Source organism: Enterobacter sp. A8 (assembly GCF_004296595.1).
GTDB lineage: Bacteria > Pseudomonadota > Gammaproteobacteria > Enterobacterales > Enterobacteriaceae > Enterobacter > Enterobacter cloacae.
The window spans coordinates 601,568-623,427 of the sequence record NZ_SCMF01000002.1 but is presented as its reverse complement, the minus strand read 5'-3'; the positions used below and the strand labels follow the sequence as shown (position 1 = coordinate 623,427).

The window sequence follows — 21,860 nt, the reverse complement described above, 5'->3', positions numbered from 1 at the left end:
GCTTTATAACGAAAGGACCCCCAAGCATACCTTAAAAGGGGCAATTGGTATAACCATTGTTAAAAATAAACAAAAAATTAACAATTAATTATCAATAAAAAGACAATTAAAAAACGAAAATTCAATCTTTCCCAAGCTGAATCGTTTAATGAAAAATAGCCTGAAAGAAATGGCTCCAATAATTTCCGAATCCTATCCCGCACAAAACAACAAATATTTTTTTAGCGTTTGTCGGTTATTTCACCGTTATAATTTCGGCCGGTGATTACAACGGGAAATAACCTTTCGCTTTTATCTTCAGGTTGTCTGCGTTTTACGCAGAGCCAGAAAATCGAGCAACCCACCGAGCAGGATCCCGACGACCGCCAGCAGGGCGCCGACATCAAGGAGAAGGGCTTCAAGAGGAAGCACCAGGGGGGTAGTAGCATTGATGATAAGCACCACGAGCCATAACCCCAGCGCCAGACATCCCACCATTAACAGGCGTAGCGCAAAACGGTAGGCGCGCTGATATTCCGTTCGCGGCATAAAGTGTTCTGTTCGCTGGGTATATTCCAGCGTCTGGCGGCAGACCAGCAACAATAAAATGCCTGGCAAGGCTGCAACCACGGAGAAGAGATAAAACGTTGGCCAACCGTGCGCTTCAACAAACCAACCGGCAATCGGCCCCACATATACGCGGCCCACGGCAGAAAGCGCCGAGAGCAGGGCGAACTGCGTTGCAGAAAACGACTTGTTGCAGAGCGTCATCAGCAGGGCGACAAACGCCGCGGTACCCATTCCGCCACACAGGTTCTCAAAGAACACTGCTGCCGCCATGCTAATCATATGTTTATCGGTAATCGACAGCAGCCAGTAACCCGCGTTAGACGCCCCCTGCAGAATGCCGAAGATCAGCAACGCCCGGAACAAGGTCAGGCGCTGCATCAACACCCCGCCGTAAAGTGCGCCGACGATAGTGGCAAAGAGCCCGAGGGTTTTGTTAACCACTCCCACTTCACCGGCATCGAACCCGACGCCGCGGATCAGGAACGTGGTGGTCAGGCTCATCGCGAAGGCATCACCCAGCTTATAAAGGACGATGAGCAGCAGGATCAGCCAGGCATTGTTGCGGCCAAAGAAATCACGCAGCGGTTCGGCAACGGCCTGCTCCAGAGAACGGGGGACCGGGATCACGTCGCTCGGTTCAGGGGCGAGGAGGGTGGCAATAATGCACGGGATCAGCAGGGCGGCCATCAGCCAGTACATGCCCTGCCAGCCCAGATAGCGGTCAGCCAGCCACAGCGCCAGCCCGCCAGATACCAACATGCCGAGGCGATAGCCCAGTACGCTGATGGCCGCACCGGCTCCACGCTCTTCTGCGGGTAACACGTCCGTTTTCCAGGCATCAAACACGATATCCTGTGACGCGGAACAGAAGGCGATCACCACCGCAAGCGCCGCCATCCAGCGAAGCTGTGTCGACGGCTCAAGGAATCCCATGGCGGCGATGGCCAGCAACAGCAGGACCTGCGTCATCACCAGCCAGCCACGACGACGGCCCAGGAACGGCGGGGTGTAGCGATCCATCACCGGCGACCACAGGAACTTAAAGACATACGCCTGGCCGACGAGCGAGAAGAAGCCAATGGTTTTGAGATCGATATTCTCAACCGTCATCCAGGCCTGCAATGTGCCGGAAGTGAGCGCGAGGGGTAAACCGGAGGCAAAGCCAAGGATCAGCAGAATGGCTGATTTGGGTTGCTGGAAAATGCGTAAGTAATGACTGGACATGTTCTTAAAAACTGACCCGGTAAAACACCGGGTCAGTCAGCAGGATTAACGCGCGTTTTGCTTGATAAAGTCGTGAATGCTGGTGTCCTGCGCCATATCGGCGATGGTATCGGTCAGCACGCTGTTTACGGCGTTCGCAATGTTTTGGTTAGAGGCCTGGAAAGCACCTTCTACGGAGTAGCTGGCGCGATAGTTTTTGGTCATCTTGTTGCCGTTCTTCGCGGTAGCGATGATGGCGATGTCCGCTTTGGTGGAGATGTTGTAGCGCACGTTACCCTGGGAAACGTCAGCGTACAGGTTGTTAACGATGATCTGCAGATCAACCGCGCCGCTTGGGCCAATCATGTAACCACGAGAGGTCATCTGTTTCTCCAGCACTTCCTGCAGCAGGAAACGCAGGTCACGGGAAGCGGTCAACGTCACCAGCTGGTTGTCGCGGGTCACTTTCGCCAGGGCCTGATCCTGACGCTGATCGGCACCGTTAATGCTCACGGTCACGCCCATCAGGCTTGGATCCTGCTGAGGCAGCGTGATTTTTGGTGAGACATCAATGGTTGTTGGCGGGGTAGCGCAGCCTGCCAGCATAAAGAGGGCTACCAACGGAAAGAAGAATTTTTTTAACATTTTCGGGTTCTCAACGAATCGTAAGCATATAGAGAGAAAAATTGCCGCCATCATAACATCGCTAACGGCCAGGGGAAGTGGTCAACGCATGTAAATTCATCGCCTTGTCTGAAAACTGACCAGTTCGCCCTTTTTCTCAACCTGTGTGTGACAAAACGTATGAGCCTCACAGTGAACTTCATTCGTTTGAATGAGAAAATAAGACGAAAGCTAAATATTTGTTGTCTTGTTGTAATGGAACCGGTAAAAGCGGCTAACATTTAAAGGGATGGGTGACATCCTGGCGTTGTCGGAGGAGTAATTTCATGATGATACGTGAGCAGATAGAAGATAAATTAAGGGCAGCGTTCAACCCTGTGTTCCTCGAAGTCGTCGACGAAAGCTATCGTCATAACGTGCCGGCAGGTTCTGAAAGCCACTTCAAAGTGGTTCTGGTTAGCGATCGCTTCACGGGAGAACGTTTCCTGAACCGACACCGCTTGATCTACAGCACCTTGACGGAAGAACTCTCCACAACCGTACATGCGCTGGCATTGCATACCTACACCATTAAGGAGTGGGAAGGCTTGCAGGATACGGTTTTTGCTTCCCCGCCTTGTCGCGGTGCAGGCACCATCGCCTGATAAATCGGATTTGCAACCGCTGGAGTTTTTCCAGTATGTTGCTTACAGATTTCCTCAAAACGGCCTTCGGGCCGTTTTGTTTTGTCTGAGTTTTGAGCGGATGGTGCGATTTTAAGGCTAAAAATAGCCTTAAAGTGTGAAAAAAGCCGCAGCAACATGCCCCAACCGTTCTCGACTCACCTAAGTGATGCCGCTATAATGCCGCGTCTTATTGAATGTCTTCGGGATGATTCTGGCGACAGGGAATGTGAATCTGCACTAAGAGAGCATCCCGGTAAAACAGACAGATTCAGAGTTGACCGAGCACTGTGATTTTTTTGAGGTAACAAGATGCAAGTTTCAGTTGAAACCACTCAAGGCCTTGGCCGCCGTGTAACGATTACTATCGCTGCTGACAGCATCGAAACTGCTGTGAAAAGCGAGCTGGTCAACGTAGCAAAAAAAGTACGTATTGACGGCTTCCGTAAGGGCAAAGTACCAATGAATGTTGTTGCTCAGCGTTATGGCGCTTCCGTGCGTCAGGATGTGCTGGGTGAACTGATGAGCCGCAACTTTATCGATGCGATCATCAAAGAAAAGATCAATCCGGCCGGTGCGCCGAACTACGTTCCAGGCGAATACAAACTGGGCGAAGACTTCACCTACTCTGTAGAGTTTGAAGTGTATCCGGAAGTAGAACTGAAAGGTCTGGAATCTATCGAAGTTGAAAAACCGATTGTTTCCGTGACCGACGAAGATGTTGACGGCATGCTGGATACCCTGCGTAAGCAGCAGGCTAACTGGAAAGAGAAAGAAGGCGCTGTTGACGCTGAAGACCGCGTCACCATAGACTTCACCGGTTCTGTAGACGGCGAAGAGTTCGAAGGCGGCAAAGCGACTGACTTCGTACTGGCAATGGGTCAGGGTCGTATGATCCCGGGCTTCGAAGACGGTATCAAAGGCCACAAAGCGGGCGAAGAGTTCACCATCGACGTGACCTTCCCTGAAGAGTACCACGCTGAAAACCTGAAAGGTAAAGCAGCGAAGTTCGTCATCAACCTGAAGAAAGTGGAAGAGCGCGAACTGCCAGAACTGACTGAAGAATTCATCAAGCGTTTCGGCGTGGAAGATGGTTCCGTTGCCGGTCTGCGTACCGAAGTGCGTAAAAACATGGAACGCGAGCTGAACGGCGCTGTGCGTAACCGTGTGAAATCTCAGGCTATCGAAGGCCTGGTGAAGGCGAACGAAATTGACGTTCCAGCTGCGCTGATCGACAGCGAAATCGACGTACTGCGTCGTCAGGCTGCACAGCGTTTCGGTGGCAACCAGCAGCAAGCGATGGAACTGCCACGCGAGCTGTTCGAAGAGCAGGCAAAACGCCGCGTTGTTGTTGGTCTGCTGCTGGGCGAAGTGATTCGTACCCACGAGCTGAAAGCTGACGAAGAGCGTGTGAAAGGCCTGATCGAAGAGATGGCTTCTGCATACGAAGATCCATCAGAAGTTATCGAGTTCTACGGTAAGAACAAAGAGCTGATGGACAACATGCGTAATGTTGCCCTGGAAGAGCAGGCTGTTGAAGCGGTACTGGCGAAAGCGAAAGTGACCGAAAAAGCGACCTCTTTCAACGAACTGATGAACCAGCAGGCGTAATTTCGCCCCGAAGGTTTAAAGTTTGAACAAAAACCCGTTGCCTTCCGGCAACGGGTTTTTTTTATCGCACCAATAGCCCAGGAAGGGTGCTAAAACGCCCTTTCGGTGTTAGCGTAACAACAAAAGGTTGTTATGCTTGAAATAGGGCAATGTAAACCCCATAAGTGTGTAATCAGATGAATGAGACTGGCTGATAATCCGTCCGTAAGGTTACAATCAGTACAGCAGGTGTTTTCAATTTTGATCCAGGAGACGGAAATGTCATACAGTGGCGAACGAGATAACTTTGCACCCCATATGGCTCTGGTGCCAATGGTTATTGAACAGACCTCACGTGGTGAGCGTTCTTTTGATATCTATTCCCGTCTGCTCAAGGAACGCGTTATCTTTCTGACCGGCCAGGTGGAAGACCACATGGCGAACCTGATCGTGGCGCAGATGCTGTTTCTGGAAGCGGAAAACCCGGAAAAAGACATTTACCTGTACATTAACTCCCCAGGCGGCGTGATTACGGCAGGTATGTCCATTTATGACACCATGCAATTCATCAAGCCTGATGTGAGCACTATCTGTATGGGTCAGGCAGCATCTATGGGTGCCTTCCTGTTAACCGCAGGGGCAAAAGGCAAACGTTTCTGCCTGCCGAATTCCCGCGTGATGATTCACCAGCCGCTGGGTGGTTACCAGGGGCAGGCGACGGATATTGAAATCCACGCCCGCGAAATTCTGAAAGTAAAAGCGCGCATGAATGAACTTATGGCGCAGCATACGGGTCAATCTCTTGAGCAGATCGAGCGCGATACCGAGCGCGATCGCTTCCTCTCTGCTTCAGAGGCAGTTGAGTACGGCTTAGTCGACTCCATTTTGACCCATCGTAATTGATGCCCGCGACGCGAGTGTGCCGCTATACTAAGGTAAAGCGGCACTCTGCTTGAGAGCAGCTTGCGTCTGAAAATGGCATTTGCGTCGTCATGTGCGGCACAAAGAACTTAAAAAGAGGTTTGGACTCATGACAGATAAACGCAAAGATGGTTCGGGCAAACTGCTGTACTGCTCTTTTTGCGGCAAAAGCCAGCATGAAGTGCGTAAACTGATTGCCGGGCCGTCCGTGTATATCTGCGACGAATGTGTTGATTTATGTAATGACATCATTCGCGAAGAGATTAAAGAAGTAGCGCCTCACCGTGAGCGTAGCGCGCTGCCGACACCGCATGAAATTCGTCATCATCTGGACGACTATGTCATCGGTCAGGAGCAGGCTAAGAAAGTGCTGGCGGTAGCGGTATATAACCACTACAAACGCCTGCGTAACGGTGATACCAGCAATGGCGTAGAGCTGGGTAAAAGTAACATTCTGCTGATCGGCCCAACCGGTTCCGGTAAAACGCTGCTGGCTGAAACGCTCGCACGCCTACTGGATGTGCCGTTCACCATGGCGGATGCCACCACCCTGACCGAGGCCGGTTACGTGGGTGAAGATGTGGAAAACATCATCCAGAAACTGCTGCAGAAGTGCGATTACGACGTACAGAAAGCCCAGCGCGGGATCGTCTATATCGATGAGATCGACAAGATTTCCCGTAAATCAGACAACCCGTCTATCACCCGTGACGTATCAGGGGAAGGTGTACAGCAGGCATTGCTGAAGCTGATCGAAGGGACCGTTGCCGCAGTGCCCCCGCAGGGTGGCCGTAAACATCCGCAGCAGGAGTTCCTGCAGGTTGATACCTCCAAGATCCTGTTCATCTGTGGCGGTGCTTTCGCCGGTCTGGATAAAGTTATCTCCCACCGTGTTGAAACCGGCTCCGGCATTGGTTTTGGCGCAACGGTGAAGGCCAAATCCGAGAAAGCGAACGAAGGCGAACTGCTGTCTCAGGTTGAACCAGAAGATCTGATCAAATTCGGTCTGATCCCAGAATTCATTGGGCGTCTGCCGGTTGTGGCTACGCTGAATGAACTGAGTGAAGAAGCGCTGATCCAGATCCTGAAAGAGCCGAAAAACGCGCTGACCAAGCAGTATCAGGCGCTGTTTAACCTGGAAGGCGTTGAGCTGGAATTCCGTGATGAAGCGCTGGATGCAATTGCGAAGAAAGCGATGATCCGTAAAACCGGTGCCCGTGGTCTGCGTTCCATCGTTGAAGCTGCGCTGCTTGATACCATGTACGACCTGCCTTCCATGGAAGATGTCGAAAAAGTGGTTATCGACGAGTCCGTTATCGGTGGTCAAAGCAAGCCGCTGCTGATTTACGGGAAACCGGAAGCGCAGCAGGCATCTGGCGAATAATTCACCAAATCATACAAGCAGTTAATCAAAAAGGGGGGATTTTATCTCCCCTTTACTTTTTCCGTATTCATGGCGTTGAATGTGTGGGAAACATCCCCATATACTGGATTACATGTTAATGGTTGTGTGAAGCACAGTTACATGACCACTTTACCTGGCGGACACTAAACTAAGAGAGAGCTCTATGAATCCTGAGCGTTCTGAACGCATTGAAATCCCCGTATTGCCGTTGCGCGATGTGGTGGTTTATCCGCACATGGTCATACCCTTATTTGTAGGGCGGGAAAAATCTATCCGTTGCCTCGAAGCCGCCATGGATCATGATAAAAAAATCATGTTGGTTGCGCAGAAGGAAGCTTCGACGGATGAGCCGGGTGTAAACGATCTTTTCACCGTCGGGACCGTGGCCTCTATTTTGCAGATGCTGAAGCTGCCTGACGGCACCGTTAAGGTGCTGGTAGAAGGCCTGCAGCGTGCGCGTATTACCACCCTGTCTGACAATGGCGAGCATTTCTCTGCCAAGGCAGAGTACCTTGATTCGCCTCAGCTTGATGAGCGCGAGCAGGAAGTGCTGGTGCGCACCGCGATTAGCCAGTTTGAAGGCTATATCAAGCTGAACAAGAAAATCCCACCAGAAGTGCTGACGTCGCTGAACAGCATCGACGATCCCGCACGTCTGGCGGACACCATCGCAGCGCATATGCCGCTGAAGCTGGCGGACAAACAGTCCGTGCTGGAGATGTCCGACGTTAACGAACGTCTGGAATATCTGATGGCGATGATGGAGTCTGAAATCGATCTGCTGCAGGTTGAGAAGCGTATTCGCAACCGCGTTAAAAAGCAGATGGAAAAATCGCAGCGTGAGTACTATCTGAATGAGCAAATGAAAGCCATTCAGAAAGAACTCGGCGAGATGGACGACGCGCCGGACGAAAACGAAGCGCTGAAGCGTAAGATCGACGCGGCAAAAATGCCGAAAGAGGCCAAAGAGAAAGCGGAAGCTGAACTGCAGAAGCTGAAAATGATGTCTCCGATGTCGGCTGAAGCGACGGTGGTGCGTGGCTACATCGAGTGGATGGTTCAGGTGCCGTGGAATGCCCGCAGCAAGGTCAAAAAAGACCTGCGTCAGGCGCAGGAGATCCTGGATACCGACCACTACGGCCTGGAGCGTGTTAAAGACCGTATCCTTGAGTACCTTGCGGTACAAAGCCGTGTAAACAAACTGAAAGGCCCAATCCTCTGTCTGGTTGGACCGCCAGGGGTAGGTAAAACCTCTCTGGGTCAGTCCATTGCGAAAGCGACCGGACGTAAATATATCCGTATGGCGCTGGGTGGCGTACGCGACGAAGCGGAAATCCGCGGCCACCGTCGTACCTACATCGGTTCTATGCCGGGTAAATTGATCCAGAAGATGGCGAAAGTAGGGGTTAAAAACCCACTGTTCCTGCTCGATGAGATCGACAAAATGTCGTCGGATATGCGTGGCGATCCGGCCTCGGCTCTGCTGGAAGTGCTTGATCCAGAACAGAACGTGGCGTTCAGCGATCACTACCTGGAAGTGGACTACGATCTGAGCGATGTGATGTTCGTGGCAACCTCCAACTCCATGAACATTCCGGCTCCGCTGCTGGATCGTATGGAAGTGATCCGTCTGTCTGGTTATACCGAAGACGAGAAGCTGAATATTGCGAAGCAGCATCTGCTGCCGAAACAGATTGAGCGTAACGCACTGAAAGCCAACGAACTGACCGTCGAGGACAGCGCGATTATCGGCATCATTCGCTACTACACTCGCGAAGCGGGCGTGCGTAGCCTTGAGCGTGAAATCTCGAAACTGTGCCGTAAGGCGGTGAAACAGCTGCTGCTGGATAAGAGCCTGAAGCACATCACCATTAACGGCGACAATCTGCATGCCTATCTGGGCGTTCAGCGTTTCGACTATGGTCGTGCGGACAACGAAAACCGCGTGGGTCAGGTCACCGGTCTGGCATGGACGGAAGTGGGCGGCGATCTGCTGACCATCGAAACCGCCTGTGTGCCAGGTAAAGGTAAGCTGACCTACACCGGTTCTTTGGGTGAAGTCATGCAGGAGTCCATCCAGGCGGCCTTGACTGTGGTTCGCGCACGTGCGGAGAAACTGGGGATCAACCCGGATTTCTACGAAAAACGCGACATTCACGTTCACGTCCCGGAAGGGGCAACGCCGAAAGATGGCCCAAGCGCCGGTATCGCGATGTGTACCGCGCTGGTCTCCTGTCTCACAGGGAACCCGGTGCGTGCTGATGTAGCAATGACCGGTGAAATCACTCTGCGTGGTCAGGTTCTGCCAATTGGTGGGTTAAAAGAAAAACTGCTGGCGGCACATCGTGGTGGGATCAAAACCGTATTGATTCCTTACGAAAATAAACGCGATCTGGAAGAGATTCCGGACAACGTGATTGCCGATCTGCAGATTCATCCTGTTAAGCGAATTGAGGAGGTTCTTACTCTCGCATTGCAGAATGAACCCTCCGGAATGCAGGTTGTGACCGCAAAATAGTGACCTCGCGCAAAGAGCGTCAATAAAAACAAGGCTGGTAAGTCATTTCGCACTTGCCAGCCTTTTTTTGTATAGCTAATTTAGATTGCTGATTAGGTCAGCCATCAACAACGGGTGTTGTAAGGTCATGGCAGGCCTGATATAACTGCTGCGCGGTCGCGTTGTGAAGGATTCAGGCGCGATATAAATTATAAAGAGAGGAAGAGAACAGTGAATAAATCTCAACTGATTGACAAAATTGCTGCTGGTGCTGATATTTCTAAAGCTGCAGCTGGACGTGCGTTAGATGCATTAATTGCTTCTGTTACTGAATCTCTGCAGGCTGGGGACGACGTTGCACTGGTAGGCTTCGGTACTTTTGCTGTTAAAGAGCGTGCTGCCCGTACTGGCCGCAACCCTCAGACCGGTAAAGAGATCACCATTGCTGCCGCTAAAGTGCCGGGTTTCCGTGCAGGTAAAGCGCTGAAAGACGCAGTAAACTGATTGCTTTCCCGTTTCAGGGAAGCCGAAAAGTACAAGGGCGCATCATTTGATGTGCCTTTTTTATTTGTCCAGACCTGATTTGTGCGAGTTTATGCGAGTTGTGGGCTGACAATCGCCCCGTTTTCTTGTCACAATACGCCTTTACGCGCGACGGTCAGGATTTTCCGTTAGCGTCAGGTAACCAGTCACCTACAGCGGAGTGTTGTTACACCATGATGGACAGCTTACGCACGGCTGCTAACAGTCTCGTGCTCAAGATTATTTTCGGTATCATTATCGTGTCGTTCATATTGACCGGCGTGAGCAGTTACCTTATCGGCGGTGGCGCAAACTATGCCGCAAAAGTGAACGGCCAAGAAATCAGCCGCGGTCAGTTCGAGAACGCGTTTGCCGGTGAACGTAACCGTATGCAGCAACAGCTGGGCGACCAATTCTCTGAGCTGGCTGCGAACGAAGGATACATGAAAACCCTGCGCCAGCAGACGCTGAACCGCCTGATTGACGAAGCGCTCCTCGATCAATATGCCAAAAAACTGGGTCTGGGTATCAGCGATGAGCAGGTTAAAAAAGCCATCTTCTCGACTCAGGCTTTCCAGTCTAACGGCAAGTTCGACAATGCTCGCTATAACAGCATTGTGAATCAGATGGGCATGACGGCCGATCAATACGCGCAGGCGCTGCGTAACCAGCTGACGACGCAACAGCTCATCAATGCGGTGGTTGGTACTGATTTCATGCTCAAAGGTGAAACTGACGAACTGGCAGCCCTGGTGGCACAGCAGCGTGTTGTGCGTCAGGCGACCATCGATGTGAATGCGCTCGCGGCGAAGCAGCAGGTGAGCGACGCAGAGGTTAACGCCTGGTACGAGCAGAATAAAAACAGCTTTGTTGCACCTGAGCAGTTCCGCGTGAGCTATATCAAACTGGATGCTGCTGCGTTGCAGGAAACCGCGACTGATGCAGAAATCCAGTCTTACTACGATCAGCATCAGGATCAGTTCACTCAGCCGCAGCGCAACCGCTACAGCGTGATTCAGACCAAAACCGAAGCCGATGCCAAAGCGGTGCTGGATGAGCTGAACAAAGGCGCAGATTTCGCCACCGTTGCGAAAGCAAAATCCACCGACATCATTTCTGCCAAAAATGGCGGCGATATGGGCTGGCTGGAAGCGGCGACTACGCCGGATGAGCTGAAAAATGCCGGTCTGAAAGACAAGGGTCAGCTGTCGGGTGTGATTAAATCGTCCGTTGGTTTCCTGGTTGCGCGTCTGGATGATATCGAAGCCGCTAAAACCAAACCTCTGGCTGAGGTGCGTGATGATATCGCCGCCAAAGTGAAGCAGGAAAAAGCGCTTGATGCGTACTATGCCCTGCAGCAGAAAGTGAGCGATGCGGCGAGCAACGACAACGAATCTCTGGCCGGTGCAGAGCAGGCTGCTGGCGTGAAAGCGGTTGAGACCGGCTGGTTTGGCCGTGACAACCTGCCGGAAGAGCTGAACTTCAAACCGGTTTCGGATGCCATCTTCAACGGTGGTCTGGTGGGCGAGAACGGTACGCCGGGCAGCAACTCCGATATCATTACCGTTGACGGTGACCGTGCGTTTGTTCTGCGCGTGAGCGAGCACAAGCCTGAAGCGGTAAAACCGCTGGCGGAAGTGAAAGATCAGGTTGTGGCGCAGGTTAAACATAGCAAAGCGGAACAGCAGGCAAAACTGGATGCTGAGAAGATCCTGGCTGACCTGAAAGCCGGTAAAGAAGACGCCCTGAAAGCGGCGGGTCTGAGCTTCGGTGACGCGAAAACGCTGAGCCGTACCGGTCAGGACCCAATCAGCCAGACTGTGTTTGGTCTGAGCCTGCCAGCGAAAGACAAACCGAGCTTCGGGACAACAACCGACATGCAGGGGAACGTCGTTCTGCTGGCGCTGGATGAAGTGAAAGCCGGCACCATGCCAGAAGCGCAAAAGAAAGCAATGGTTCAGGGTATTACCCAGAACAATGCCCAGATTGCTTTCGAAGCGATGATGAGCAACCTGCGTAAAGAAGCCAAAATCAAGCTGGGCGATGCCATCACTCAGCAGCAATAATTACGTATCTGCTCGCAGATTTTCGTAACGCTCTGCAAACCCTGAAGGCCGCTTTCGCGGCCTTTTCCATTTCTGTAAATGCATATTTGAGCCTCCTTTGGCTGACGGCTATGGTGACATGGCTGTCAACAAACAAGGAGATAACAGCATGAAATGTGGAATCAAAGCACTGCTAATCACACTGGCTATTGCCACTACCGGAATGAGCGCAGGCGCACTGGCGGCGCCCCCCGCAGCCAAAACGCAGTCTGTACAGAGCAAAACTGACCCCGCTGCACAAGCATCTGCCCAAACCAAAGCCGCTGAACCTGGCAAAAGCACAGAGGACGACGGTACACGCGTCAGCATCAATACGGCCTCGGCTGAAGATCTCGCCCGAGTGATGAACGGCGTAGGGCTCAAAAAAGCGCAGGCTATCGTCAGCTACCGTGAAGAGTACGGCCCGTTTAAAACGGTTGACGACCTCAGGCAGGTTCCGGGGATGGGCAGTTCACTGGTTGAGCGCAACCTCTCACACCTGACGTTGTAATTTCAGTTTTACTTGCACAGCAGCAAAAGTTTGCCAGGATAAAGAGGTCATACCAGTCTTGACCTCTTATCCTATAACAACAGTAAAGGCTATTGCGCTATGCAGACAAAAATCAAAGTACGCGGTTTTCATCTTGATGTTTACCAGCACGTGAATAACGCCCGCTATCTCGAATTTCTTGAAGAGGCGCGCTGGGACGGGCTGGAAAACAGCGAAAGCTTTCAATGGCTGACCGCGCACAACATCGCGTTCGTGGTCGTCAACATCAATATCAACTACCGTCGCCCGGCCGTGCTGGGGGATGTGCTTACAGTGACCAGCCAGGTGCAACAGCTAAACGGGAAGAGTGGCGTGCTCAGTCAGGTCGTGACGCTGGATCCGGAAGGGCAGGTGGTAGCCGATGCGCTGATCACCTTCGTTTGTATCGATCTGAAAACGCAGAAAGCACTGCCGCTGGAAGGGGAGTTGCGGGAAAAGCTGGAGCTGATGATCGTGTAGGGAGCATTTATCTGAATGCCTGTGCTGTCGACTTTATCAGTGCGACAGCACAGTGAAGTAACTTTATTTCAGCCCGGTTTTTTTCTGCATTGCGGCCATCACACCGGCTTTATCTGCCAGGTAGTGATTCAAGCCATTGGCACGCAGGTTACAGGCGGCGCACTGGCCACATCCGTCGCCCTTAATGCCGTTGTAGCAGGTCAGGGTTTCGCTGCGAACCAGATCCAACTTGCCCCAGTAGTCCGCCAGTGCCCAGGTTTCCGCTTTATCAAGCCACATTAGCGGAGTTTCAAAGCGCGTCTCCTTGGCCATCCCCAGATTTACCGCGTGATTGAGCGCTTTCACAAACTCGTCGCGGCAGTCCGGGTAACCGGAGAAGTCGGTTTCGCAAACGCCGGTGATCACCGCTTCGGCTTGCACCTGGTAGGCGTAGATGGCCGTCAGGGTCAGAAAAAGAATATTACGCCCTGGCACAAAGGTATTGGGAATACCGCTGGCGTCAGGTGTGTAATCAGGAACAGGAATACTGTCGCGGGTGAGGCTGCTGACGGCCAGTTCGTTCAACAGAGTGACGTCCAGCACCTTATGCGCGCGTGCGCCCAGTTTCAGCGCCAGTTCGCGGGCAACGTCGATTTCAGCGCGATGGCGCTGGCCATAATCGAAAGTGACACAATGCACTTCATCGTACTGGTGAAGCGCCTGAACCAGGCAGGTAGTGGAATCTTGTCCTCCGCTGAACACGACGACGGCACGTTTCATAAATCATCTCGACAGTTACGGTAAAAACATTATGTTACCGTCTGACTTCGGCGACGACCAGCTTCTTCACGACCGGGGGGCTGGAAGCCAGGCTTCAGTGAAATCAAACCAGCCACGGGTATTCAGTCGTATTCCGTTTACCCCCGGTGGCGCGCTGATTTGATACTGGTAGTTAAACAGCGGCGTCAGCACCGCATTATCCATCAGCCGGGTAAAGATGGCCCTCAGGCCAGCGTGTCTTGCCTGTTCATCGGCCTGAGTCTGTACGGCATCCAGCGTGGCTTGCAAATGCGCAACTTGTGGCGCGCTTAGCAGATGCGGCCAGAGGGTATCGCACCGAAGCCACTGTTCAAGTGTATACTCCGGCGCTTCGCCAATCAGCCTGTCCCCCATCATCATGTCCGCATCGGCAAGCTGCGGACATCCGTCCCACGTCTTCGCATCGTGAAAGATAACGGTCAGTTCGCAGCCCTGCTGCGCAAGGTACTGTTTTAGCTGGTTTGCCATGGTGTGTAACTCAACGGGCAAATGGTAGACGAGGGTTAACGCTGCCGGTAAAGAAACGTGCGTTAAATCCGGCCACCGGGGAATAGGCAGGCCTGGAAGCAGCTCTTCTGTTGGTGTAATCAACCCTTCGTTCAGCGGGAGCGTATGCAGCAGCGTTGAGAGATGGATGATATTAATTAGCCGTCTAGCCTGCAGTTCACTCATCCGGTCGCTCTGTTTCAGGATGAGATAACAGAAGCCCAGGCTGGTGCTGTTACTTACCAGCCGCAGGCTCTCCAGTTCATCAGGCTCGCCAATGGCAATCTGGACCGGATGACGACAGCTGGTCCCCAGTCCGTAATCAAATAGCGTCGGCGTGATCCAGTATTCAATCGCCTTGATCAGCGGGTGGCTAAGATGGTACTGCTCGTGGCTTTCCAGACGCACCAGCTCGGAATCAAACACGCTCAGCCTGAAAGGGCCGCTGCCCGTCATGGGCTGGTCAGGGTGGGCCAGACGGCTACAGTAGGTCGCCAGACGATGGGGCAACCAGTAGTCCGGTTGATGCAGGGTAAACGTCAGGCACTGCGGGTGAGTGACCTCGATGTCTAATACGCTCTGGAACAGTTTGCGCAGGGCTGGCAGCATAAGCAGGGCCTTCAGGCTCCGCTGCAACTGCGCTGTCTCAATTTTGTCGCCGTTATGCCAGTGCAGGGTCGAGCGTATATAAAAATGCCAGCGCAGGCCGCCATCCGTGACTTCCCAGTGATGGGCAAGATCGCCCGTTGGTTCGCTGTTGTTGCCGTTAAAGCGCGTCAGCCCGGAGAAAACCTGGCCTGCCAGGTGCTGCTCCGCCCGGCCGGGTAAAAAGCCAGGCTGTAGCGCATCCAGTGAGCGGTAATAGGGAATGCGCAGCGTCGGCGTATCGTTTTGCCACTGTCCGCCCAAAAAGGGATGCAGCAACTCCCGCAACTCTTCCGGCGCAAGCTGGGCCAGCTCCAGGGCGTTATGCTGCTGCCCATGCTTCAGCGCTTCTTCCATCATCGTATTGCGCAGTGATTCCGGGCTGACATAAAACCTGAGCTCGCCGCGCTTGCCGCGACCAGACTGCGCATGCCAGTTCAGCCAGCCAGCCTCCTGCGCCTGACGCAGCAGGGTGCGAACATGCCGCTCGCTGCAAAAACAGCGGCTGGCGAGCTCCGCAATGGTGACCTGCTGCGGTGCCCCTTCGGAGGGTTGCCACAGGCGTTGATACTGTTTGAGGCGGTTGAGCTGGCGCATGATAAACCCGGAACAATAATTCTCATCTATTCACTATTACTTCCGTATATCTCACGCAATACTGATGCACAAGTTAATCGCATCACATTTCGGGAGTTATGATGGCTCGGCTCGCTGCATTTGATATGGACGGCACGTTGTTAATGCCGGATCACCGTTTAGGGGAGAAAACCCTGAACACCCTTAAGCGTCTGCGTGAGCGTGATGTAACCCTGACGTTTGCCACTGGCCGTCATGTGCTGGAGATGCGCCATCTGCTGGGCGCATTTTCCCTGGATGCATTTCTGATTACCGGCAACGGAACACGAATTCATTCGGTCGAAGGGGAGGTGCTGCACCGTCAGGATCTCAACCCGGAAGTGGCGGATATCGTGCTGCACAGTACCTGGGATACCCAGGCCAGCGTTCATGTCTTTAACGATAACGGCTGGTTTACCGGTCGTGAAATCCCTCAACTTCTCCATGCGCATGTCTACAGCGGTTTTCGCTATCAGCTAATGGATCTGCGCCGCATCCCTGCCCACGCGGTGACCAAGATCTGTTTTTGTGGCGATCACGACGATCTCTGCCGCTTACGTATTCAGTTGAATGAGGCGTTAGGCGACCGGGCCCATCTGACCTTTTCGGCGGTGGATTGTCTGGAAGTGTTGCCGGTGGAGTGTAACAAAGGTTCTGCCCTGGCGGTCCTGAGCGACCACCTGGGCTTGACGCTGCAGGAGTGTATGGCGTTTGGTGACGCCATGAACGACCGCGAGATGCTGGGCAGCGTCGGGCGCGGTTTGATTATGGGGAATGCTATGCCGCAGCTGATCTCTGCGCTTCCTCATCTGCCGGTTATCGGACACTGCCGTAATGAAGCGGTGTCCCATTTTTTAACACATTGGCTGGACAACAACACCCTCCCATATTCCCCCGAATAGTGAGACCCTTCCAGCAAGCCAGACTTCGGTCTGGCTTTTTTTTATTTCACCTGCTGTGCGATTTGCGCTTGCCACGGCGCAATATCGCCGATGTTTGCCTGCACCCACTCCGCGTTGTAGTAGGTTTCCAGGTAGCGCTCCCCGCTGTCGCACAACAGCGTGACGATAGAGCCCCTGCGGCCCTCTTCACGCATGCGTGCTGCCAGCTGCAGCGCACCCCACATATTGGTACCGGTAGAGGCACCCACCTTGCGGCCCAGCTGCGTCTCCAGCCAGTGGGCCGTCGCGACGCTGGCGGCATCCGGTACGCGGAGCATTTCATCCACCACATCAGGAATGAACGACGGCTCAACGCGCGGGCGGCCAATCCCTTCAATTTTACTGCCCACCGGACTGCGCAGGTCGGCATTGCGGCTTTGCCAGTAGTCGAGGAATACCGAGTTTTGCGGATCAACCACCATCAGTTGCGTATCGTAGCCCTGACAGCGGATATAGCGGCCAATGGTGGCCGAGGTTCCGCCCGTACCGGCGCTCATGACGATATATGACGGAACCGGATGGGGCTCATGAGTCATCTGACGGAAAATACTGTCCGCTATATTGTTATTGCCACGCCAGTCGGTTGCACGCTCGGCGAAGGTGAACTGATCCATATAGTGGCCGTTCAGCTCACGGGCCAGCATTTCCGAGGCGGCGTAAATTTCGCAGGCGCTTTCTACAAAGTGGCAGCGTCCGCCATAAAATTCGATCTGTTCGATTTTGCGTTTCGCGGTGCATGAGGGCATGACAGCGATAAACGGCAGGCCCAGTAAACGGGCGAAATAGGCTTCGGAGACGGCGGTCGAACCGGATGACGATTCAATAATTGTCGTGCCTTCTTTAATCCAGCCGTTACACAAGCCATACAGGAACAGCGAACGCGCCAGACGATGCTTCAGGCTGCCCGTAGGATGGGTACTTTCATCTTTCAGATACAGCTGAATCCCCGCAAACCCCGGCAGGGCGAGGCGGATTAAATGGGTGTCGGCCGAGCGCTGGTAGTCGGCATTGATTTCGCTGATGGCATGTTTAACCCAGTTGCTATTCATCGTAATTATCCGTTTGTCATTTTGTGCCCAGCATAGCGAAAAGCACAGAAAAAATTGTTGCTATCTGGCCTTTAAAATAGAATGAAGGGAGAAAAATTTTCTCTGTGAGGTGGGTATGCTAGATAAAATTGACCGCAAGCTGCTTTCATTGCTGCAAAGTGACTGCACCCTCTCTTTGCAGGCGCTGGCAGATGCCGTTAATCTGACCACCACACCGTGCTGGAAGCGCCTCAAGAAGCTGGAAGATGACGGCATTCTGCTGGGGCGTGTCGCGTTATTAGATCCCGAAAAACTGGGGCTGGGCCTGACGGCCTTTGTCCTGATAAAAACGCAGCATCACAGCAGCGAATGGTATTGCCGCTTCGTAAACCAGGTCTCTGACATGCCGGAGGTCCTCGGCTTCTGGCGTATGGCCGGGGAGTACGATTATCTGATGCGTGTCCAGGTGGCAGACATGAAGCGTTATGATGATTTCTACAAGCGGCTGGTGAATAGCGTACCGGGCTTGTCGGACGTCACCTCAAGCTTCGCCATGGAACAGATTAAATACACCACAGCGTTACCTATTGAATAACTCCATAAAATACCTTCAGGAACAAACCGCGTGCGATTATTTGCCCAACTAAGCTGGTACTTTCGTCGGGAGTGGCAGCGCTACCTCGGCGCAGTTCTCCTGCTTATCATCATTGCCATTTTGCAGCTGATCCCGCCGAAGGTGGTGGGCTACGTCGTGGATGGCGTTACGGAACAGCATTACACCACCGCACGGGTGTTGATGTGGGTTGGCACGCTGGTGCTGACGGCCGTCATCGTCTATTTGCTGCGTTACGTCTGGCGCGTGCTGCTATTTGGCGCGTCCTATCAGCTGGCCGTTGAGCTGCGCGAGGATTTTTACCGTCAGCTGAGCCGCCAGCACCCCGAGTTTTACCTGCGCCATCGTACCGGGGATCTCATCGCCCGCGCCACCAACGACGTCGATCGCGTGGTGTTCGCCGCCGGGGAAGGGGTGTTAACGCTGGTGGATTCGCTGGTGATGGGCTGCGCGGTTCTGATTGTGATGTCCACTCAGATTAGCTGGCAACTTACCCTGCTGGCATTGCTGCCGATGCCGCTGATGGCGCTGGCGATCAACCGTTATGGCGAACAACTGCACGAGCGTTTCAAGCTGGCGCAGGCGGCGTTTTCGTCGCTAAACGATCGCACGCAGGAGAGTATGACCAGTATCCGCATGATCAAAGCCTTTGGTCTGGAGGATCGGCAATCTGCCCTGTTTGCGGCCGATGCCGCAGACACCGGCGCAAAAAACATGCGCGTTGCGCGTATTGATGCGCGCTTTGATCCGACCATCTATATCGCTATTGGCATGGCCAACCTGTTGGCCGTCGGTGGCGGGAGCTGGATGGTGGTGCAGGGCACCTTGACCCTGGGGCAGTTAACCAGTTTTGCCATGTACCTGGGGCTGATGATTTGGCCGATGCTGGCGCTGGCCTGGATGTTTAACATCGTGGAGCGCGGCAGTGCCGCCTATAGCCGCATTCGCGCCATGCTGTCTGAAGCGCCAGTGGTCAACGACGGTACCGAACCGGTACCGGAAGGGCGTGGGGTGATGAACGTCGACATCCGTACGTTTGTTTATCCGCAGACGGAACATCCGGTGCTGGAAAACGTCAGCTTTACGCTGCAACCGGGGCAAATGCTCGGGATCTGTGGCCCGACGGGATCCGGTAAAAGTACCGTTCTTTCGCTGCTCCAGCGTCACTTTGATGTCACGCAGGGGGACATTCGTTTCCACAATCTTCCTCTCACGACACTGCAACTAGACGACTGGCGTCGCCGACTGGCCGTGGTCAGCCAGACGCCGTTTCTCTTTTCTGACACTGTGGCGAACAACATAGCCCTTGGCTGTCCATCGGCCACGCAGGAAGAGATAGAGCATGTGGCGCGCTTAGCCAGCGTACATGACGATATTTTGCGTCTGCCGCAGGGGTATGAAACGGAGGTGGGTGAACGTGGCGTTATGCTCTCTGGCGGGCAAAAACAGCGAATTTCCATTGCCCGTGCGCTGCTGCTTAATGCTGAAATCCTGATCCTGGATGATGCGCTTTCTGCTGTGGATGGTCGAACCGAGCACCAGATCCTGCATAACCTTCGCCAGTGGAGCGACGGACGGACGGTGATCATCAGTGCCCACCGTTTGTCAGCGCTGACGGAAGCCAGTGAAATTCTGGTGTTGCAGCACGGGCACATTGCCCAGCGCGGGCAGCATGACCAGCTTGCGGAGCAACCGGGGTGGTATCGCGACATGTATCGCTATCAGCAGCTTGAAGCGGCACTCGACGATGCCCCGGAACAGGAAGAGGAGGACGCTAATGCGTAAATCAAAAACGCAGTGGCCGACGCTAAAACGCCTGCTGGCCTACGGTTCGCCATGGCGAAAACCCCTTGCTCTTGCCGTCGTGCTGCTGTGGATTGCGGCGATTGCAGAAGTGAGTGGTCCGCTGCTCATCAGTTATTTCATCGACAATATGGTTGCGAAAAGCTATTTGCCGCTGGGGTTGGTGGCGGGGTTAGGCGTGGCCTATGTGGGGCTACAGCTGGCAGCGGCTGGCCTGCACTATGCGCAGTCGCTACTCTTTAACCGGGCGGCGGTGGGTGTGGTTCAGAAGCTGCGTACCGACGTTATGGATGCTGCGCTGCGCCAGCCGCTGAGCGAGTTTGATATCCAGCCGGTCGGGCAGGTGATTTCGCGGGTGACCAACGATACCGAGGTGATTCGCGATCTGTACGTGACGGTTGTGGCGACCGTGCTGCGCAGTGCCGCGTTGATTGGCGCCATGCTGGTGGCGATGTTCAGCCTTGACTGGCGCATGGCGCTGGTGGCGATCGCGATTTTCCCGGCGGTGCTGATTGTGATGGTGATCTATCAACGCTACAGCACACCTATTGTACGTCGGGTGCGGACCTATCTGGCCGATATTAACGATGGCTTCAACGAAGTGATCAACGGCATGAGCGTCATCCAGCAGTTCCGCCAGCAGGCTCGCTTTGGCGAGCGCATGGGCGAAGCCAGCCGTTCGCACTATATGGCGCGTATGCAGACGCTGCGCCTTGATGGTTTCCTGCTGCGTCCGCTGCTGAGCCTCTTCTCGGCACTGGTGCTTTGCGGCCTGCTGATGCTCTTTGGCCTGAGTCCGGGCGGAACGATTGAAGTGGGGGTTCTGTATGCTTTTATCAGCTATCTGGGACGCCTGAACGAGCCGCTGATTGAACTCACAACCCAACAATCCATGTTGCAGCAGGCGGTGGTTGCTGGCGAGCGCGTCTTTGAACTGATGGACAGACCGCGTCAGACCTATGGTGAGGATACAGCACCGCTGCAAAGCGGGGCCATTACCTTTGACCATGTCTCGTTTGCCTACCGTGAAGACAGGCTGGTGTTGCAGGACATCAATCTTGATGTGCCGTCGCGCGGCTTTGTGGCGCTGGTGGGGCATACCGGCAGCGGCAAGAGTACGCTTGCAAGCCTGTTGATGGGCTACTACCCGTTAACGAAAGGCGAAATTCGTCTGGATGGACGTCCGCTGGCGTCGCTCAGCCACAGCGTATTGCGTAAAGGTGTAGCGATGGTGCAGCAAGATCCGGTTGTGCTGGCCGATACCTTTTACGCCAACGTGACCCTGGGGCGTGATTATACCGAGGAGCAGGTCTGGGCAGTGCTGGAAAAAGTGCAGCTCGCGGAGCTGGCACGCGGATTCAGCGACGGAATCAACACCCGGCTGGGCGAGCAGGGGAATAATCTTTCTGTCGGGCAAAAACAGCTTCTGGCGCTGGCGCGTGTGCTGATTGAAACGCCACAGGTGCTGATTCTGGATGAAGCGACGGCCAGCATCGACTCCGGTACTGAACAGGCTATCCAGCAGGCACTGGCCGCCGTGCGCGATCACACGACGCTGGTGGTTATCGCGCACCGTCTTTCAACGATTGTCGACGCAGATACCATTCTGGTGCTGCATCGCGGACAGGCCGTTGAACGCGGTACGCACCGGGCGCTCCTGGAGGCGAAAGGCCGCTACTGGCAGATGTATCAGCTGCAACTGGCGGGTGAAGAGCTGGCGGCCAGCGTCCGGGAGGAAGAGTCGCTTAGCGCCTGATGCACCAAAAACAGGCAACGTGCTAACAGTCACCGCTGTTGGTGCAAAACCGAAACGCGCCATGCACTGCCATGGTGCGTTTTTTTTCACCTGTTGACAATGAATGGTC

18 protein-coding genes are annotated in these 21,860 nt (G+C 53.9%); 13 read left to right on the top strand and 5 right to left on the bottom strand.

Annotated elements, in window-relative coordinates; translation table 11 throughout:
• Positions 1–297: 297 nt before the first annotated feature.
• A complete protein-coding gene (gene ampG / locus EQV24_RS11035; protein WP_130626579.1) occupies positions 298–1,773 on the bottom strand; it encodes a muropeptide MFS transporter AmpG in 1,476 nt (491 codons plus the stop codon).
• Between the two features lie 45 nt (positions 1,774–1,818).
• Entirely contained in the window at positions 1,819–2,397 is a 579-nt protein-coding gene (locus tag EQV24_RS11030; protein WP_130626578.1) for a lipoprotein, read from the bottom strand.
• A gap of 305 nt (positions 2,398–2,702) precedes the next feature.
• Between EQV24_RS11030 and bolA the strand changes: the two genes are divergently transcribed.
• From bolA to EQV24_RS10980, 9 genes are all read left to right on the top strand, one after another.
• Positions 2,703–3,020: a transcriptional regulator BolA gene (gene bolA, locus EQV24_RS11025; RefSeq protein WP_013095855.1), complete on the top strand. Its 318-nt coding sequence runs from the start codon at positions 2,703–2,705 to the stop codon at positions 3,018–3,020.
• A gap of 330 nt (positions 3,021–3,350) precedes the next feature.
• Entirely contained in the window at positions 3,351–4,649 is a 1,299-nt protein-coding gene (gene tig / locus EQV24_RS11015; protein WP_013095856.1) for a trigger factor, read from the top strand.
• Between the two features lie 258 nt (positions 4,650–4,907).
• Positions 4,908–5,531 (top strand): ATP-dependent Clp endopeptidase proteolytic subunit ClpP, encoded by a 624-nt coding sequence (gene clpP, locus EQV24_RS11010; protein WP_013095857.1) that lies wholly within the window; start codon positions 4,908–4,910, stop codon positions 5,529–5,531.
• Between the two features lie 127 nt (positions 5,532–5,658).
• A complete protein-coding gene (gene clpX, locus EQV24_RS11005; RefSeq protein ID WP_013095858.1) occupies positions 5,659–6,933 on the top strand; it encodes an ATP-dependent protease ATP-binding subunit ClpX in 1,275 nt (424 codons plus the stop codon).
• 184 nt (positions 6,934–7,117) lie between these two features.
• On the top strand, positions 7,118–9,472 hold the full coding sequence (lon, locus tag EQV24_RS11000) for an endopeptidase La (protein WP_013095859.1): 2,355 nt from the start codon (positions 7,118–7,120) through the stop codon (positions 9,470–9,472).
• Positions 9,473–9,682: 210 nt separating this feature from the next.
• A complete protein-coding gene (gene hupB / locus EQV24_RS10995) occupies positions 9,683–9,955 on the top strand; it encodes a nucleoid-associated protein HU-beta (protein WP_002444653.1) in 273 nt (90 codons plus the stop codon).
• A 212-nt stretch (positions 9,956–10,167) separates the two neighbouring features.
• On the top strand, positions 10,168–12,039 hold the full coding sequence (ppiD, locus tag EQV24_RS10990; RefSeq protein ID WP_130626576.1) for a peptidylprolyl isomerase: 1,872 nt from the start codon (positions 10,168–10,170) through the stop codon (positions 12,037–12,039).
• A 148-nt stretch (positions 12,040–12,187) separates the two neighbouring features.
• Positions 12,188–12,568: a helix-hairpin-helix domain-containing protein gene (locus EQV24_RS10985; protein WP_058661724.1), complete on the top strand. Its 381-nt coding sequence runs from the start codon at positions 12,188–12,190 to the stop codon at positions 12,566–12,568.
• 99 nt (positions 12,569–12,667) lie between these two features.
• Complete coding sequence (locus EQV24_RS10980; RefSeq protein WP_014830880.1) at positions 12,668–13,066, top strand: YbgC/FadM family acyl-CoA thioesterase; 399 nt, start codon at positions 12,668–12,670, stop codon at positions 13,064–13,066.
• 63 nt (positions 13,067–13,129) lie between these two features.
• On the opposite strand, the gene queC is transcribed toward EQV24_RS10980, so the two are convergent.
• The gene (queC, locus tag EQV24_RS10975; RefSeq protein WP_023621392.1) at positions 13,130–13,825 is read right to left on the bottom strand and encodes a 7-cyano-7-deazaguanine synthase QueC; all 696 of its coding nucleotides are present in this window, start codon (positions 13,823–13,825) and stop codon (positions 13,130–13,132) included.
• Between the two features lie 66 nt (positions 13,826–13,891).
• Positions 13,892–15,592, bottom strand: a complete 1,701-nt coding sequence (locus tag EQV24_RS10970) for an SgrR family transcriptional regulator (RefSeq protein WP_130626575.1) — start codon at positions 15,590–15,592, stop codon at positions 13,892–13,894.
• A 101-nt stretch (positions 15,593–15,693) separates the two neighbouring features.
• Between EQV24_RS10970 and cof the strand changes: the two genes are divergently transcribed.
• The gene (cof, locus tag EQV24_RS10965) at positions 15,694–16,512 is read left to right on the top strand and encodes an HMP-PP phosphatase (RefSeq protein WP_130626628.1); all 819 of its coding nucleotides are present in this window, start codon (positions 15,694–15,696) and stop codon (positions 16,510–16,512) included.
• Positions 16,513–16,553: 41 nt separating this feature from the next.
• Here cof and EQV24_RS10960 read toward each other — a convergent pair whose 3' ends face one another.
• Complete coding sequence (locus EQV24_RS10960; protein ID WP_130626574.1) at positions 16,554–17,600, bottom strand: PLP-dependent cysteine synthase family protein; 1,047 nt, start codon at positions 17,598–17,600, stop codon at positions 16,554–16,556.
• A 115-nt stretch (positions 17,601–17,715) separates the two neighbouring features.
• Here EQV24_RS10960 and EQV24_RS10955 point away from each other — a divergent pair, with 115 nt between their 5' ends.
• The 3 genes from EQV24_RS10955 to EQV24_RS10945 are packed head-to-tail and all read left to right on the top strand — an operon-like array spanning position 17,716 to position 21,751.
• The gene (locus tag EQV24_RS10955) at positions 17,716–18,174 is read left to right on the top strand and encodes an Lrp/AsnC family transcriptional regulator (protein ID WP_020686133.1); all 459 of its coding nucleotides are present in this window, start codon (positions 17,716–17,718) and stop codon (positions 18,172–18,174) included.
• Positions 18,175–18,204: 30 nt separating this feature from the next.
• Positions 18,205–19,977, top strand: coding sequence for a SmdA family multidrug ABC transporter permease/ATP-binding protein (locus EQV24_RS10950; RefSeq protein ID WP_023621395.1), 1,773 nt, complete (start codon positions 18,205–18,207; stop codon positions 19,975–19,977).
• Positions 19,970–21,751: a SmdB family multidrug efflux ABC transporter permease/ATP-binding protein gene (locus EQV24_RS10945; RefSeq protein ID WP_013095870.1), complete on the top strand. Its 1,782-nt coding sequence runs from the start codon at positions 19,970–19,972 to the stop codon at positions 21,749–21,751. Before EQV24_RS10950 ends, EQV24_RS10945 begins: the two co-directional genes overlap by 8 nt.
• Positions 21,752–21,860 lie beyond the last annotated feature (109 nt).

Coding starts and splice junctions, on each gene's coding strand:
- ampG (WP_130626579.1), bottom strand. CDS start 1,773: ATGTCCAGTCATTACTTACGCATTTTCCAGCAACCCAAATCAGCCATT.
- EQV24_RS11030 (WP_130626578.1), bottom strand. CDS start 2,397: ATGTTAAAAAAATTCTTCTTTCCGTTGGTAGCCCTCTTTATGCTGGCA.
- bolA (WP_013095855.1), top strand. CDS start 2,703: ATGATGATACGTGAGCAGATAGAAGATAAATTAAGGGCAGCGTTCAAC.
- tig (WP_013095856.1), top strand. CDS start 3,351: ATGCAAGTTTCAGTTGAAACCACTCAAGGCCTTGGCCGCCGTGTAACG.
- clpP (WP_013095857.1), top strand. CDS start 4,908: ATGTCATACAGTGGCGAACGAGATAACTTTGCACCCCATATGGCTCTG.
- clpX (WP_013095858.1), top strand. CDS start 5,659: ATGACAGATAAACGCAAAGATGGTTCGGGCAAACTGCTGTACTGCTCT.
- lon (WP_013095859.1), top strand. CDS start 7,118: ATGAATCCTGAGCGTTCTGAACGCATTGAAATCCCCGTATTGCCGTTG.
- ppiD (WP_130626576.1), top strand. CDS start 10,168: ATGATGGACAGCTTACGCACGGCTGCTAACAGTCTCGTGCTCAAGATT.
- EQV24_RS10985 (WP_058661724.1), top strand. CDS start 12,188: ATGAAATGTGGAATCAAAGCACTGCTAATCACACTGGCTATTGCCACT.
- EQV24_RS10980 (WP_014830880.1), top strand. CDS start 12,668: ATGCAGACAAAAATCAAAGTACGCGGTTTTCATCTTGATGTTTACCAG.
- queC (WP_023621392.1), bottom strand. CDS start 13,825: ATGAAACGTGCCGTCGTCGTGTTCAGCGGAGGACAAGATTCCACTACC.
- EQV24_RS10970 (WP_130626575.1), bottom strand. CDS start 15,592: ATGCGCCAGCTCAACCGCCTCAAACAGTATCAACGCCTGTGGCAACCC.
- cof (WP_130626628.1), top strand. CDS start 15,694: ATGGCTCGGCTCGCTGCATTTGATATGGACGGCACGTTGTTAATGCCG.
- EQV24_RS10960 (WP_130626574.1), bottom strand. CDS start 17,600: ATGAATAGCAACTGGGTTAAACATGCCATCAGCGAAATCAATGCCGAC.
- EQV24_RS10955 (WP_020686133.1), top strand. CDS start 17,716: ATGCTAGATAAAATTGACCGCAAGCTGCTTTCATTGCTGCAAAGTGAC.
- EQV24_RS10945 (WP_013095870.1), top strand. CDS start 19,970: ATGCGTAAATCAAAAACGCAGTGGCCGACGCTAAAACGCCTGCTGGCC.